14 protein-coding genes, 1 tRNA gene, 1 pseudogene and 1 riboswitch are annotated in these 12,842 nt (G+C 45.1%); of the genes and pseudogenes, 10 read left to right on the forward strand and 6 right to left on the reverse strand.

Going from position 1 to position 12,842, the window contains the following annotated elements; translation table 11 throughout:
* Positions 1 to 27: 27 nt before the first annotated feature.
* On the reverse strand, positions 28 to 1,755 hold the full coding sequence (locus THEIN_RS10235) for a hypothetical protein (protein ID WP_013908596.1): 1,728 nt from the start codon (positions 1,753 to 1,755) through the stop codon (positions 28 to 30).
* Between the two features lie 54 nt (positions 1,756 to 1,809).
* On the opposite strand from THEIN_RS10235, the gene THEIN_RS10240 reads away from it, so the two are divergent.
* The 3 genes and pseudogenes from THEIN_RS10240 to THEIN_RS12570 form a co-directional block, all read left to right on the forward strand.
* Positions 1,810 to 1,989 carry a hypothetical protein gene (locus tag THEIN_RS10240; RefSeq protein WP_013908597.1) on the forward strand — a complete coding sequence of 60 codons (180 nt, stop codon included), beginning with the start codon at positions 1,810 to 1,812 and terminating at the stop codon, positions 1,987 to 1,989.
* Positions 1,986 to 2,147, forward strand: a complete 162-nt coding sequence (locus THEIN_RS12255) for a type II toxin-antitoxin system RelE family toxin (RefSeq protein ID WP_217125046.1) — start codon at positions 1,986 to 1,988, stop codon at positions 2,145 to 2,147. The genes THEIN_RS10240 and THEIN_RS12255 overlap by 4 nt, the downstream gene beginning before the upstream one ends.
* A gap of 12 nt (positions 2,148 to 2,159) precedes the next feature.
* Positions 2,160 to 2,249: pseudogene (locus THEIN_RS12570) on the forward strand (type II toxin-antitoxin system RelE family toxin); the annotation flags it as partial.
* Positions 2,250 to 2,259: 10 nt separating this feature from the next.
* Here THEIN_RS12570 and THEIN_RS10245 read toward each other — a convergent pair.
* From THEIN_RS10245 to THEIN_RS10270, 4 genes are all read right to left on the reverse strand, one after another.
* On the reverse strand, positions 2,260 to 3,444 hold the full coding sequence (locus THEIN_RS10245; RefSeq protein ID WP_013908598.1) for an adenosylcobinamide amidohydrolase: 1,185 nt from the start codon (positions 3,442 to 3,444) through the stop codon (positions 2,260 to 2,262).
* Between the two features lie 206 nt (positions 3,445 to 3,650).
* Positions 3,651 to 5,483: a TonB-dependent receptor plug domain-containing protein gene (locus THEIN_RS10250; protein WP_013908599.1), complete on the reverse strand. Its 1,833-nt coding sequence runs from the start codon at positions 5,481 to 5,483 to the stop codon at positions 3,651 to 3,653.
* Positions 5,484 to 5,603: 120 nt separating this feature from the next.
* A riboswitch (cobalamin riboswitch) is annotated at positions 5,604 to 5,820 on the reverse strand.
* 223 nt (positions 5,821 to 6,043) lie between these two features.
* On the reverse strand, positions 6,044 to 7,099 hold the full coding sequence (gene hypD, locus THEIN_RS10265) for a hydrogenase formation protein HypD (protein ID WP_013908600.1): 1,056 nt from the start codon (positions 7,097 to 7,099) through the stop codon (positions 6,044 to 6,046).
* Between the two features lie 9 nt (positions 7,100 to 7,108).
* Positions 7,109 to 7,903, reverse strand: coding sequence for a DUF72 domain-containing protein (locus THEIN_RS10270; protein WP_013908601.1), 795 nt, complete (start codon positions 7,901 to 7,903; stop codon positions 7,109 to 7,111).
* Between THEIN_RS10270 and THEIN_RS10275 the strand changes: the two genes are divergently transcribed.
* The 7 genes from THEIN_RS10275 to thiE all read left to right on the forward strand — a co-directional run bounded on the left by THEIN_RS10275 (position 7,902) and on the right by thiE (position 12,457).
* Positions 7,902 to 8,594 (forward strand): prenyltransferase/squalene oxidase repeat-containing protein, encoded by a 693-nt coding sequence (locus tag THEIN_RS10275; protein WP_041434712.1) that lies wholly within the window; start codon positions 7,902 to 7,904, stop codon positions 8,592 to 8,594. The genes THEIN_RS10270 and THEIN_RS10275 overlap by 2 nt on opposite strands.
* A gap of 57 nt (positions 8,595 to 8,651) precedes the next feature.
* Positions 8,652 to 8,936, forward strand: a complete 285-nt coding sequence (gene rpsT / locus THEIN_RS10280) for a 30S ribosomal protein S20 (protein ID WP_013908603.1) — start codon at positions 8,652 to 8,654, stop codon at positions 8,934 to 8,936.
* Between the two features lie 39 nt (positions 8,937 to 8,975).
* Positions 8,976 to 9,051: transfer RNA gene (locus tag THEIN_RS10285), tRNA-Ala, on the forward strand.
* Between the two features lie 137 nt (positions 9,052 to 9,188).
* Positions 9,189 to 10,484 carry a BPG-independent phosphoglycerate mutase family protein gene (locus THEIN_RS10290; RefSeq protein WP_013908604.1) on the forward strand — a complete coding sequence of 432 codons (1,296 nt, stop codon included), beginning with the start codon at positions 9,189 to 9,191 and terminating at the stop codon, positions 10,482 to 10,484.
* 2 nt (positions 10,485 to 10,486) lie between these two features.
* Positions 10,487 to 11,047 carry an adenylyltransferase/cytidyltransferase family protein gene (locus tag THEIN_RS10295; protein ID WP_013908605.1) on the forward strand — a complete coding sequence of 187 codons (561 nt, stop codon included), beginning with the start codon at positions 10,487 to 10,489 and terminating at the stop codon, positions 11,045 to 11,047.
* Positions 11,041 to 11,844: a hydroxyethylthiazole kinase gene (thiM, locus tag THEIN_RS10300; RefSeq protein WP_013908606.1), complete on the forward strand. Its 804-nt coding sequence runs from the start codon at positions 11,041 to 11,043 to the stop codon at positions 11,842 to 11,844. The genes THEIN_RS10295 and thiM overlap by 7 nt, the downstream gene beginning before the upstream one ends.
* Positions 11,834 to 12,457, forward strand: a complete 624-nt coding sequence (thiE, locus tag THEIN_RS10305; RefSeq protein ID WP_013908607.1) for a thiamine phosphate synthase — start codon at positions 11,834 to 11,836, stop codon at positions 12,455 to 12,457. Before thiM ends, thiE begins: the two co-directional genes overlap by 11 nt.
* Here the strand turns inward: thiE and THEIN_RS10310 are convergent.
* Positions 12,450 to 12,809 carry a winged helix-turn-helix domain-containing protein gene (locus THEIN_RS10310; RefSeq protein ID WP_013908608.1) on the reverse strand — a complete coding sequence of 120 codons (360 nt, stop codon included), beginning with the start codon at positions 12,807 to 12,809 and terminating at the stop codon, positions 12,450 to 12,452. The two genes, thiE and THEIN_RS10310, sit on opposite strands and share 8 nt — an antisense overlap.
* Positions 12,810 to 12,842 lie beyond the last annotated feature (33 nt).

Below are 12,842 nucleotides of genomic sequence, written 5' to 3' on the forward strand. Positions count from 1 at the left end.
TTCTCTCCCGTTTAGAAACTAAAATTTTCATCTTTCCATCTCTCGCAGGAGTTTACCTATTTTGAGGCCTATTAAGGCCCCGATTAAAGTGTATAAAAAGCCTTTTACCACCACGCTTAGCAGGATGTACCATCCGGGAAAATAGAGACGGTAAAAAGTCATGTGGAGCACCAGAGAAGAAAAGGTCTGAACGGCGTCAGCCAGAGCCAGGGCCAGCACCAGGCGGAAGCCTATCGGGTTCCGATAAACGAGGAGCAATAAGAGCGAGGCCTCCATAAAAAAGATGTTTGCCCCCACGAAAAAAGGGTCGGTGGCTCGCATGCCGCCGTAAAGCAAAAGCCCCATCAGGTAGTTGATGAGATACGAAAGAGTTACGAACCCGGGCTTTGGCATCAGCACAAAAATGGCGGTAAACACCGCGTAGTGGGTAATTTCGGTAATAAGCCCGCCTACCAGCACATTAAAGGGGCCAAGCAGGGCGTAAAAAAGGTTTGAGATGAGCCCTCCAAGGAAGTCAAGGCCAAAGGCTACGGCCCCACTCAAAGCGATGAGGCAGAGCTCGCGCACCCGAAAACGCCTTAACACCTGCCGGTGAGCCACGAGAAAACCGGCGCTTACGGTAAACCCGCAAAAGAGTATCACGAAAAGGCTTGTCGCAAGCCAGGGCTTCCCCTGGGTTACGCCTATCAGGCGCTCTTTTACCAGTACCGGCTCTTTTTCGCCAAGGGGATAAACCTCAATCCTTGCCAGGTATTCACCGGGCGGGATTTCGGCAAATACCGGGAGCACAACTTTGCCTGTCCCCTGAGGCGGAAGATACGCTAGCGCCAGGGGCTCTTTTACGTGGCCTTCAGCGCCAAACTCGGGCGGGTAAAACCCTTTGGCCATCTCTTCGGTTTGAGGATAAAAGAAGTCCGCCTTGACCAATAGGTTTACCGGTACCGGGCTTTCATTTTTGAGCACCACCGTTTGGTAGGCAAAGGGCAAATACCTTGAATACCCCCTTTCTTTTATGCCCAGCAGATATCCGATTCTTTCAAAAAGCGGGTTTGGGATAACCAGCACCCCTTCGCGGCGATGTCTTATAGCCAGTCCTGATTCGTCAGTAGGAAAGTGCCAGGCAAGAATTTTTATTTTGCCGTGAAGGTCAACATAGCGGCGTTTAAATTTAAGATTAAGAGGAGTATTTTCCACCCGCACGTTAAGACTTAAGGGCTTTCCTTCTGGCAGACAGAGCTTTTTACGGAGTAGTTTCCTTTCGCCTTCTTTGATAGCTATGTTTTCTTTGGCAAGGTTTACCGTCAGGTCCCGGTAGGCGGTAAACATAAGGCCGATTTCAGGGCAGGGCGTCCTGGTTGAAACCACAAAGCTCGCCTTAAGAGGCGTTTCCGGATAAATGATGAAGCGCTCACCTGGCGAACCCAGGGGAGCCAGCACCAGGAGTTCGGCCAGGGGCTTTTTCCCAGGCGTTTTAAGCCTAATCTTTGCTTCTCCTGCCTTCAAAACATAAATCTTTTTGGTCTCCCAGGGAAAGACCAGCAAGACATCTGGCCCCGGAAGCTCAGGGTAAGAAAGAACGAGCCTTCCGGCCTCATCGTAAAGAGAAAGAGGTATTGAGCCGGCCCCTTTTACCTCAAGGCCAAAGGGCGTAAAGGTAGCTTCAATTTCCGGCTTTTCCCGCGAGCAACCCGCCGCCGTTAGTAAAATAAAGCAGGCTAAAAGAATAATGTTAGTTTTTGCTAAATTACTTGCCATATTTCTTTGGTTTTTTTACACTCTTTATAAGAAATTTTTGAAAAAGAGCTCGGTATGAAAAATTTTTCTCTGGAAGAAGAAACTTTAAGACGTATCTTAAAGGAAGTGCTTGAAGAGTTTTTTGATCCCGAGACTTCGCTTGAGCTAAGACCGGAGATGGAAGAAAAACTCCGCCAGAGTCTTAAGGAAAAGCAAGAATGCCGGCTTTTATCTTTTGAAGAGGTTTTTAAGTGAGTTTTTACGAAGTCAGATTTACTCCCACGGCGTTTGAGTCGGTAAAAAAACTTCCTCCAGAAATAAAAAAGAGAATTCGTAAAAGGATTGAATGGCTTGCCGAAAATTTGGATCTTATAAAGCCTATTCCTCTTAAAGGAAAATTTGAGAGCTTGTAAAAATTTCGAGTAGGAGACTATCGTATAATCTATGAAATAGACCGGAAAAACTTCCTCATAATTATACACTTTGTAGGACATCGAAAAGAAATTTATCCTTGAGCTGGCCAATCTAATCCTCCTTTTCCTCTCCTTCATAGTCGTAGTAAGGCACCTGCCATTTTTCCTGAAAGCCAAAGGCTACGGCTGATAGCAAAATCTTTTCCGGCTCAATGTAGGCAGAAAGCTTTTCCTTAAACTCGGCGAATTTTTCGTCTTTTCCCGAAAGAGCCACGGCCACGAGGGCTCCCTGCTGAAGCAAGGCCTCGCGGTTATCTTCTGGAATCACACCCCAGGCGTGCTGGTCAAGAAGATGCACGAAGGCGAGCACCGCGGAAAGAAACCCCGTATCTGAAAGTACCGCGTAGCGGTTGCGGTGAAGCCAGGTATGGTAAGGCTCAGGCAAAATGGCCTTTATCTTTTCAAAGAAGGCCTCTTCGCCAAGGCCGAAGCGTTCAAGAAGCTTTGGGGCGTAGCGTATGCTCTCCGGGGTGCGTTTGTTCTGGCGAGCCAGGGCCTCGCGCACGGCGGCCTTAACCGCTTTGGCCAGGAGCTCTCCAAGCTTTACGTGTTTTCCTGCCCCGCGCAGAGGAAGAATCCCGTTTTTTAGAGCGGCGATGGCTATCTGGTCAGTGCCAGTGCCGGTGGCAAGCCCTTTGGAATAGCGTGAGGGTACGTTTAGTTCCTGTAGCACCGCGGTCTTGGCCTCAGTGGCCATTATCACCGCCCGCACCAGCGCACAGGGAGCAAGCTCCTGGTTAATAAAGAGCAAGATGTTTATGGTTCCCCGGTCAGTTAAGGGGAAAAACTTGCCGTTCCATTCAAATACCTGGGAAGGGTCTCCGGCGCGGCCGGCGTTGGTCTCAACCCCGGCGGTGGCCACGCAAAAAACTATGATCTTTTCGTTAGTTTCAGGTACGTCAAAGCTTTCTTTGCTGAAACCTGCCAGGTTCATGTTGGCGGCGGTGCCTAGAAGAACTGTTTTTTCCGGCGGAAGGCCGTGGTATTCACACACCAGCCAGTGGTAGCCCTGGGGGTCTTTTACGGCCAAGCACTTTCCGTGTTTTTCGCCCGGGCAGGGCCTTGGCTCACAGGCCTGGTGGTTGGCCACGAATTCTATGTCTTCCCGGATACCGCCGTTTACCCGGCAGGTGGAGATAACCGTGTGGGGTTTTTCAAAGGCGCCGTAGATGATTTTTTCTCCGCGAAAAATGGAAAGTCCCGCATAGGGAGTAAAAAGTTTAACCGCGTGAGGCATTCATCCCCTCCGTATTTCTTGCCAATTCTTGACGCATAAGGCAGTCAAGAAAGGCAGCCTTTTTGGAAGAAAGAGTCCGTGATGGACAGAAGCTAAGCTTAAGTTTTTTGTCTCCGTTCTGTAGCAGTAAAGTAAATTAGTATAAAAATTTAAGACAAGGGCGAAAAGTTCGCCCTTGTCTATTAGAGATTTATTGGGTGTGAATTTTACCACCTGTATTCTAAGCCTACGTAAACACTCCTTCCCGGGGTCTTGTAGTCGTAAATTTCCTGGTAGTCTTTGTTAAAAAGGTTATCAATGCGCCCTGTTAGCGTAAGATTTTTGCGCACATTCACACGAGCGTTAAGATAGGCTACGAAGTAATCACCTAATTCGTTATTGGCACTGTCTTTATATTTGCCTACATATAGACCTCTAAAAGAAATACTCCCTTTGTTATCGGGGCAATATACGGTGGCTACAAAGCTGGCTTTCTGGCGGGGTTTGCCGGGAATATTTTTGTCTTGGTCATCTTTAGCGGAAAGGGTCTGGTAGGAGCCCTTTAAACTTAGCCAGGAAATAGGTTTAATTGTAGCGCTAAATTCAACGCCGTAGGTTTTAGTGTGGCCTGAATCATTGTAATATCTCCAGTCTGTCATATCAAAATAAAGCCTGTCCTTAAATTTGTTGTAAAAATAAGTTACATCAAAGCTTGCTTTTCTGTCCCACGCGTAAAAAGTAACCCCGGCGTCGTAACCCCAGGATTTTTCAGGCTTTAAATCTTGATTTCCGGAGGTGGGGTCATAAAGCTGGTAAAGTCCGGGGGTGCGAAACCCTGTGCCGTAACTGGCATGAATTTTCACCGCTTCAATCGGAAAGACTGCGCCTGCTACGCGGTAAGTTACCTTGCTTCCTGCGGTTTCATGCTTGGTATAGCGAAGGCCAAGGTTAGCCACCCACTTATCTCCGGCAAAGGCTAACTGGGCAAAAGGGGCCCACTCGTGGGCACTTTTATCTAAATCTCCAAACGGAGAAGTAATGTCTGCCCATTCTTTTTGCCAGTCAAGCCCGGCTATCACCTTGGCTATTTCGTTTACCTGATAATTGCCCTGCCAGGAAAGACGCAAAAGACGTCCTTTATACTTACCTCTTGCGCCTTCATTGATTTTTCTCTTGCTAGTGGTGTAAGCCAGATCAAAGTTTTGTTTAAATTTTTCGGTGGTCTTCCAGGTAATGTAAGATTTTATAAAACCTAATTGATCGTTTTGTTTTTTATCCAGTCCCGACCATGTATCATCAAGTTCGTGAGAAGCAGCGGACACCAGAAGCGAAGCCCCGCCTTTTACTTTCTCTGAGAAGGCGTGGTTAACACTTAAATTCAGGTTCCCGTTGTGGTAGGCATCACGGTCAGGCTCGCTAACGGTTTTGCTTATACCCTTGCTATCTTTTTTGCTAAAGCTAAAGGCAAGGTCTGTCTTTTCCGTTAGGCGGTAAAGGGATAGCCCTTCCCTAAAAGTGGTGTAAGAGCCGTACTCACCGTAAACTTCGCCGCCGGACCGGCGGGCCTTTTTAGTGATGATGTTTATGGCTCCCGCCATGGCATTTGAGCCGTAAAGCACGCTCTGTGGCCCGCGGACGATTTCTATGCGGTCAATCTGGTCCACACTCAAATGCGGAAGCATCCAGGAAAAGTCACCCTTACCCAAACCTGAAGGATCATAAACAGGCACTCCGTCAATTAAAACTACGGTCTGCCCGTTGTCTGCTCCGCGCACGGATATAGAAGCCGTGCCACCAAAGCCGTTTTGAAGAATTTGGACCCCTAAAGCCTCTCTCAGAGCGTCGGCAAGGCTTTCAATTCCTTGCTCTTTGAGTTCTTCGGCCGTAATAACGGTAACGCTGCTGGCTATCTTTTCAACCGGTTCAGGAGTCCTCGTAGCAGTTACTATCACTTCACCTAGCTCAGCGGCTTCCTCGGCATGCGCACCCGAAAAAGCCAGAAACACACCACACACGGCAAACCAGAGCACCAGACAAAAAGACCACAGACGACTTTTCATAACGCTCCCTCCTTCAATTAATTTTTGTTTTTGAAGAAGGGAGCTTCGGGGAAGGTTTCCGAAAGGGTAGGGTACAGCAAGCCCTTTTCGGAAACGGAGCAGGAAGCCCCGAAGCTCCGCTTCCTTAAAAGGCTTCGGGCCGGTCTCCCGGCTTCCGGATCATCCTACTCACCGCGCCTTCCCAGGGCCTTCGGCCTTTTGGCCTTAAGCCCCAGTGGCCTGTCGCCCTAGTGGGTCTAGCGGCTTTCGTCCCCGGTTACGGTTGCGGGCCAGCGCCGGACTTTCACCGGACTTCCCGTTTACCCCGTATCTGGGCACCCGAAGCCATCAAAGTAAATTATGATTTAAAATATTTTTCCTGTTCACGTCAACTAAAATTGTATTATCTTTTATTCTGGATTTTCCAAAGTTTTTTTCTACCTCCTCCTTTTAAAGGCGGGGCGGATACCCCGCCTTTAAAAGGTTTTCCTAAATCCTACTTGACCATTGAAGGTGAAAAGTGAAGGTAAAAAGCGCGGTTGTAAGGTTAAGCGGGAATCTTAGTTAAAAAATGGCCTGGATTAATCACCATAAGCGTACCAGGCGGCGCAGGTGCCCTCACTTGAGACCATACAAGGGCCCTTAGGAGTCTCAGGGGTGCAGACTTTGGCAAAGAGCTTACATTCAGGCGGGGTAGCCCTTCCACAAATTATCTCGCCACAGAGGCAGCCTGGTGCTTCTTTGGCAGGTGGTAGCTCAACGGGAAGATTCTTATGGGCGTCAAAGGCGGCGTATTTTTCTTTCAAGCGTAAACCACTTTGGGGAATAAGGCCAAGCCCACGCCAGGCAACATCACAGGGTTCAAAGACCTGTCTGATAAGATTTTTGCCCATAGGATTACCTTCCCAGGTAACGGCCTCACGATAAGCAATTTCTACTTCAGCCCGACCTTCGGCAATTTGTTTGGCCAGAAGATATATGCCGCGCATAATCTGTTGGGCTTCAAAGCCGGCTACCACCGCGGGAAGCCCGAATTCTTTAGCTACAAATTCAAAATAGCTAGCTCCAGTTATGGTGGAAACATGACCTGGAAGTATCAGGCCATCTAGAGCAAGCTCGCCTGAACCTAAAAGTGCTCTCATGGCCTCAGGCATGGTGCGATGACTTACGGCCACCAAAAAGTTAGTTAGCTTTTCTTTGTAGGCCTCTAGCACGGCAATGGCCACAGCTGGAGCGGTGGTCTCAAAACCTACCGCCGCTAAGACTACCTTGTGAGAAGGGTTCTCTTTGGCCAATTTTACCGCGTCAAGCGGAGAGTAAATAATTTTTACATTCGCACCGCGGGCCCTGGCTTCTTTTAAAGAGCCACTGCTTCCTGGAACGCGAATCATGTCTCCAAAAGTGGCTAGAATTACGTCATCTCGCCTAGCTACAGCGATGAGATAATCTATCTCTTCCTGAGGGGTTACACACACCGGGCAGCCTGGACCAGAAATAAGGGTTAGTTTTTCAGAGAAAAGACTTTTTAGGCCATAACGGAATATGTTTACTGTGTGTGTACCACACACTTCCATGAGACGAACAGGCCTAGGCAAAAGCTCTTCAATACGGCTGGCTATTTCTCTTAAAGAAGTCATACCACAAGTTTAATCTAAAGGTCTTGTTTTTAAAATAGCCAAAGCCTCCTCTGGAAGCTTTTTAGCTGGTTGGCCTAAAAGTTCTTTAAGTCTTAATGCATTGGGTACGGCCCAGCCCAAAGAATCATTATCAAAATAAATATAACCAGGTTTGCCCCAGGCCTTAAGTTTTTCAGCCCAACTAACTAATTCTCCTTCGGTATAACACGAGCGGTATAGCACACGCGAGCCATGAAGCCGTAGATAAACGAAGTCAGCTGTAAGAACTTCCACCAGAGACGGATAGCGCCCAGCAGTATCAGAAAAACAAAGGGCTATGTTATACCGTGAGAGGAGTTCGTAAAATTCTTCCTGTTGGAAAGAGGCATGTCTGACTTCTATTGTTGTTTGATACGACAAATCAAGGTGTTTTAAGAAGTTCTTTATGAGTTCACGGTCATATTGCAAACTCGGGGGAAACTGGAAAAGAATAGGCCCAATTTTCTCTTTTAAGGGCTTTATAGCCTCATAAAATCGTTTGAGAGGATCTTCTACATTTCGCAAACGCCTTACATGGGTTATATAACGATTAGCCTTAATGGCAAATATGAATCCCTGAGGAGTTTCCTCATACCAGCGTCTAAAGGTTCTTTCTTTAGGCGTGCCGTAAAAGGTAGCGTTAACCTCAACCGTATCAAAGTATTCGGTGTAAAAAGAAAGCCATTTTCTTTTAGCTAGTTTTTCAGGATAAAAAACTCCGCGCCAGTGAGGATAGTTCCAGCCAGAGGTGCCAATTTTTATATTAAGAATTAAGTTAGATGTCATGGATTACAAACAAAGTATTATCAATTTTTGTCTGACGCGCCAAAAAGAAAACGGTGGTTTTGCCGCTACTCCTTATCTTCCTGCTACCCTTGAAGACACTTATTTTTCTTTAGCAACATTAAGAAAACTTGAAGTTTGTTTTTCTAAATTGTCTAAAACTATAATTTTTCTGGAAAAATATATAGAAATACCTTTATCTCCTCGTCTAAGTTTTTTTCTAAAAAGGTGTTTAACGTGGCTTGGGAAAAATTATGATCCTAAAAATATTATAGTTTCACAAAATCCTGATTTAGAAGAAATTTATTATCTAAAATTCTTGGGGAAAAGAGATATTGAAATTCAACTTGCTTTATCAAGCCCCACAGTTAAAGAGCTTTATTTTTTGGCTGAGCTAGCTCCAGAAAAAGCAAGAGATTTTATCGATTATGTTAAAAAAGCCCAGAACCCTGACGGCGGTTTTGGATTTTTTCCTGGCACAACTTCTTTTTTAGAGAACACTTATTATGCTTTTTTCTTTTTGAAAAAATTTGACGAAAACCCTATTTATTTAAAAGAGCTTAAACATTTTTTGTTTTCTTGTTTTAGACAGGGCGGTTTTGCCAGGGCTCCCCAGGGAGTACCTTTTTTAGAAAGCACTTATTTTGGGACAAGTCTTTTGGTTGATGGTAATATTGGAACTATTGCTAATTGACACTTTTTAGAAAACGTATTATATAGCGCGCTGCAAAATAAAAAAGGAGGGATAGTCTTGCCTCAGCATAGATCAGCAGCTAAAGCATTACGTCAAAGTCTTAAGCGCCGGATGCGCAACAAAGCAATTAGAAGCAGGGTAAAAACTGAAGTGAAAAAGTTTTTAATGGCTTTACAAACGGGAACCATTGAAGAAGCAGAAAAAGCATTCATTAAAGCCCAGAGCATGATTCAGCGAGCGGTATCAAAAGGGGTTTTACATCATCATACCGCTGCGAGGAAAATTTCTCGTTTAGCAGCAAAACTCAACGCTAAAAAGGCTACCGCAGGCAACGAAGCTTAGTTGACATTTTACCCCAGTCTTTTAATTTTTTCTTTGGTTGGGGATGTAGCTCAGTTGGGAGAGCGCCACGTTCGCAACGTGGAGGTCGGGGGTTCGAATCCCCCCATCTCCACCAAAATTTTATAGTTGTAGTCTATAAAACATATAAAGCCACCTATTACTAACTTCTCTCCTATACCAAATAGACCTCCAAAGTAATTGACAGAGAAGGTTATTTTTATAATAGTTGCTGGAAAAACCTCAAATCTAATTATGTCCTTACGTAGATGTATTCTTCTATTGCTAGATGGTCTGGCGGATCGGGCCCATTCCGTACTGGATAATAAAACGCCTCTTCAGGCGGCTGATACGCCAAATCTCGATTATCTGGCTAAAAAAGGGCTTTGTGGGCTTATGCATGCGGCTCGTCCTGGAGTTCCCCTTCCAAGCGAAATCGCTCATTTTGCTATCTTTGGCTACGGAAAAGAATTTCCCGGGCGAGGTCCATTAGAGGCCTTGGGAGCGGGTATAGATCTTACGCCTGGGGAGGTAGCAGTCCTTGCTCGTCTGGTAAGTGTAGAAGTTAAAAATGGTGGGTTATATATTCTTGAAGATAAATTCAATATCACAGATGAGGAAAAAGAAGCTATATTTTCGGCCATTCCTAGAGTTTCAACAGAAGAAATAGAAATAAGCTTTAAACCCATCTCTGGTGTCAGAGGAGTCTTGTTACTAAAAGGAAAGGTTTCGTCTCATTTTTCTGATATTGATCCTTTAAAGAAAAATGCCCCTGTTTTTGAGATAGAACCCCTTTGTTCAGAAACCAATACTTTGAAAACTGTCAGAGCCTTAAAAGATTATCTTATTCAGGTATGGCGTACCCTTGAAAAACATCCTGTGAATGAAAAACGGCGCCAAAAGGGGCTTCCTCCTTTAAATTTTTTAATCACCCACCGGGCCGGGATGATGGGTAAGGTTGAACCCTTTCCTGAACGCTGGGGACTTTCTGCCGCTACTATTTCTTCGGGAGTTATTTATTGGGGAATAGGAAAATATCTCGGATTTCACGTAGAAAAAGCTAAAGAAATAGGAAATGTTGCTGAAGAGTTTTCCTGGCGCCTAAAGCGTCTGCGAGAACTTTCAGATGGGTTTTCTTTTATTCACGTGCATCATAAAGGCCCTGACGAGGCCGCCCACCGAAAAGATCCTGTTTTGAAAAAGCAGGTCATTGAAGCGTTAGACGCGGTTATCGGTGAAAATTTAGACTGGCTTACTTCTCCAGAAAACCTTCTTGTGGTCACCTCAGACCACGCTACGCCATCAAGTGGCCCGCTGGTGCATGGTGGTGAGCCTGTACCCATTCTCATTTACGGAGCTGGCCTCTGGCAAGATAAGGTAAACGAATTTTCAGAAATAGCCTGTGCTGAAGGGGCTTTAGGCCGAATTGAGGCCAAAGATTTTATGTATCTGATACTCAATTTTCTGGAAACAGCTGTTTTAGGCGGCCTTTGTTATGGTAAAGTTCCCAGGCCATACTTTCCTAAGAAAACAAAAATTTTTAAGGTGTAGCTATGAAACCGAGATTTGGTGTAGTTCACGGAAGATTTCAGATTTTCCACTTGGATCATTTAAAATACGTAAAAGCGGCCGCTGAGAGATGTGAACATTTAGTCGTAGGCATAACCAACCCTGACCCTGAAAGAACTAAGTTTGACCCGGCCGACCCTAAAAGGAGTTCCAAAGAAGCCAACCCTTTTACCTATTTTGAAAGGTATCTGATGATAAGGGCAAGCCTGTTAGAAGAGAGGTTTAATCCAAAAAAATTCTCTATAGTCCTTTTCCCCATAAACTTTCCAGAGCTTTGGGAATATTATGTTCCTCTTAACGCTGTATTTTATTTGACCATTTATGATGACTGGGGTCGCAAAAAACTTACACTTTTCAGACAAAAAGGCCTCAAAGTAGAAGTGCTCTGGGAAAAACCCATTGAAGAAAAGGGCATAACGGCTACAGAAGTTAGAAACCTCATAAAAGCAAGGGATGAGGCCTGGAAAAACCTTGTACCTAAAGGAACAGTTAAAGTGATAGAAGAATTAGGGTTAGCAGAAAGACTTAAGGAGGAAGCATGTTAGAAAACATACCTAAAACATTAGAAAATTTAAGAAAAAAAAGGCCGCTTGTGCAAAACATTACCAATTTGGTGGTAATGAACGTTACGGCTAACGCGTTACTGGCTATAGGGGCTTCTCCGGTTATGGCCCACGCCGAAGAAGAACTTGAAGACATGCTAAAGATTGCTGATGCCCTGGTTATTAACATCGGCACCCTTGATCGTTCATGGATAGCAAGCATGGAAAAGGCGGTGAAAATTGCCACAGAATTTGGAAAACCTATAGTTTTAGACCCTGTGGGTGCCGGAGCCACTAAGCTTAGAACGCAAGTAGCCTTAAAACTCCTTGAGGCTGGAAAGATATCTGTTTTGCGCGGTAATTTAGGTGAAATAGCCGCTCTTTTAGGTGAAGAAGGGAAGACCCGTGGTGTAGATACTTCAGAATACAAAGAAGAAACAGCTCAGGTGATAGCCATTAAGGCTACCAAACGCTTTAATCTGGTGGTGGCGGTCACCGGGGCTACTGACTATGTAAGTGATGGTAAAGAGCTTTACGCCATTAAAAACGGAGTATCTCTTCTCGGAAAGGTAACCGGCACAGGTTGTATGGCCACTTCTCTAATCGGTGCTTTTTGTGCGGTAACCGAGCCTTTAACCGCCACGGTTAGTGCCCTTACCGTTTTTGGAGTAGCCGCAGAAAAGGCCTATGAAGAGGCCCTATATCCCGGGAGTTTTCACGTGCGTCTTTATGATTGGCTATATCGCCTAAATCCAGATTTACTCAAAGAAAAGATGGAGGTTAAGGCCCTTGTCTTTTAAAGAAAAGCTAAGACTTTATGTGTTAACAGATAGAAAACTTGCGCCAGAGATAGAGTCAGTAAAAGCGGCCCTTGAGGGGGGAGCTACGGCCATTCAGTTGCGCCTAAAAAATGTTTCTACCAGAGAGATATTAGAAGTTGCCAAAAAGTTAAGAGAGCTTACCCGTGATTACGGGGCCTTATTCTTTGTTAATGACCACCTGGATGTAGCCTTGGCGGTAAACGCTGATGGCGTTCAGCTGGGGCCAGATGACCTACCTGTAAGCCTTGCCAAGAAGATAGCCCCACATTTGATTGTCGGGGCTTCGGTCTATAGCTTGGAAGAGGCCCTTAAAGCGGAACAAGAAGGAGCAGATTATCTGGGAGCAGGAGCAGTTTTTCCTACGGAGACTAAAAGTGAGGCTCAGGTCTTGGGTCTTGACGGTCTAAAAAAGATAGTAGCTTCGGTAAAAATTCCGGTGGTAGCCATTGGGGGAATAAATCACGAAAATGTTTTGGAAGTTTTAAAAACAGGGGTCTGCGGCATAGCATTAGTGTCAGCCATTATGGGAGCTACTGATATAACGATGGCTACTAAGAAAATGAAAGACTTGTTAAATGAGCATTCTATTTAAACAATTTTGTTAAATTTTTTTGGAAGATTTGGCTCTTTTTTTCTAAAAATAAATCAAAGTCTTCTTCTAGATTTTCGAACAGCTTTAAAATAGCAATTCCGGTTTCTGTAAGGGTAGCTCCTCCTCCGCCTTTGCCTCCAGTAGATGTGTTTATTAAAGGTTTAGGGGCATTTTGGTTCAGGGATTCTACATGGCGCCAGGCCCTACGGTAAGACATACCAAGGGCTTTGGCGGCTGCTCTTATAGAACCCAGTTCATGTATCTTTCGTAAAAGGGCTACTCTGCCAGGCCCCAAAAAAGGTTTACCTTCTTCAGTGGAAACCCATATTTGGCCTTTAACAAAATATTTCATAAGAATGTCCAAAACTGATTTTTTATAATTTTT

It is taken from the genome of Thermodesulfatator indicus DSM 15286 (assembly GCF_000217795.1).
GTDB classification, from domain to species: Bacteria; Desulfobacterota; Thermodesulfobacteria; order Thermodesulfobacteriales; family Thermodesulfatatoraceae; genus Thermodesulfatator; species Thermodesulfatator indicus.